Genomic DNA, 1,246 nt, shown 5'->3' on the forward strand with positions numbered 1-1,246 from the left:
CGCGGACGCGGTCTACCCGATCGTCACCAACGCGATCATGGCCAAGAACTTCGGCCTGACCTGGGCGATGTGCACCGACCACGGTGGACCGACGCACTCCAAGGTGAACATCGAGCAGGCGTACCCCGACCTGTTGCGCTCGCGCAAGCTGGTCCCCGAGGTGCTCCAGTTCTGGGGCATGGAGTTCGACGCGCCCTCGCTGGACCACCACACGCTGATGATCCCGCGCCACGACGACGAGGCGAAGCAGCTCTTCGAGCTGGAGAGCCGGTTCGCCAAGTACGACGCGTTCCCCACCGACCCGGCCCGCGACACCGAGGCCAAGATGGTGGAGTTCCTCAAGGTCGCCCGGGGCATGCCGCACAAGCCGCTGGTGATCGCCCACCACGCGTCCCGTTCGGCGCCGGGCCTCGGTGTCTACGGTCAGGACACCCCGCGGGAGTTCCGCAACGGCAACAACGCCGCGCCCGACGTCTACATCGGCTTCGAGGGCGCACCCGGTCACCAGGCCGGCCCGCTCAACGGCGGGGCGCGGGGCGGGTACGGCAACCACCCCACCTACGGTGGCTTCGACCAGATGACCGCGCGGGTCGGCGGGCTCTGGGACTCGCTGCTCGGTGAGGGCCGGCGCTGGTGGATCACCGCGACGTCGGACTCGCACGTGCACTGGACGCGCGGCGGCTCGGACTTCTGGCCGGGCGAGTACAGCAAGACCTACGTGCACGCCCGCCAGGACTACGGCGACATCATGGACGGCCTGCGCAACGGCCGGATCTGGGTGACCACGGGTGACCTGATCCGCAGCCTCGACGTGACCGCCAGGTCCCAGGGACAGACGGCGGAGGTCGGCCAGACCATCACGGTCAGCCGCCGCAGCCGTACCGATGTCGAGATCGAGATCACGTTCCGCCCGCTGGACGGTGTGAACGGCAACGGGGACCGTCCCGAGGTCCGTCGGGTCGACCTGATCGTCGGCCAGATCACCGGGCCGAGCGCCAACCTTGACGCCGACACCAACCCCACCACGAAGGTGGTGGCCCGGTTCGGCCCGCGCGACTGGCGTCGCCAGGGTGCGGACTACGTCATCCGGCACACCCTGCGCAACGTCGAGGCCGACACCTACGCGCGGGTGCGCGGCACCAGCACCGACGAGGCCGAGCCGCTCGCCGACGGGCTGGAGAGCCCGTGGGACGACCTGTGGTTCTACTCGAACCCGGTGTTCGTGCACGTGCGCTGACCCGTCGCC

At 69.8% G+C, this 1,246-nt stretch carries 1 protein-coding gene; it reads left to right on the top strand.

Annotated elements, in window-relative coordinates; translation table 11 throughout:
* A partial coding sequence (locus tag AB0B39_RS32930; RefSeq protein ID WP_357576222.1) for a phosphoesterase occupies nt 1–1,237 on the top strand: 1,237 nt, incomplete at its 5' end.
* Nucleotides 1,238–1,246 lie beyond the last annotated feature (9 nt).

It is taken from the genome of Micromonospora sp. NPDC049114, assembly GCF_040648635.1.
Lineage (GTDB): Bacteria > Actinomycetota > Actinomycetes > Mycobacteriales > Micromonosporaceae > Micromonospora.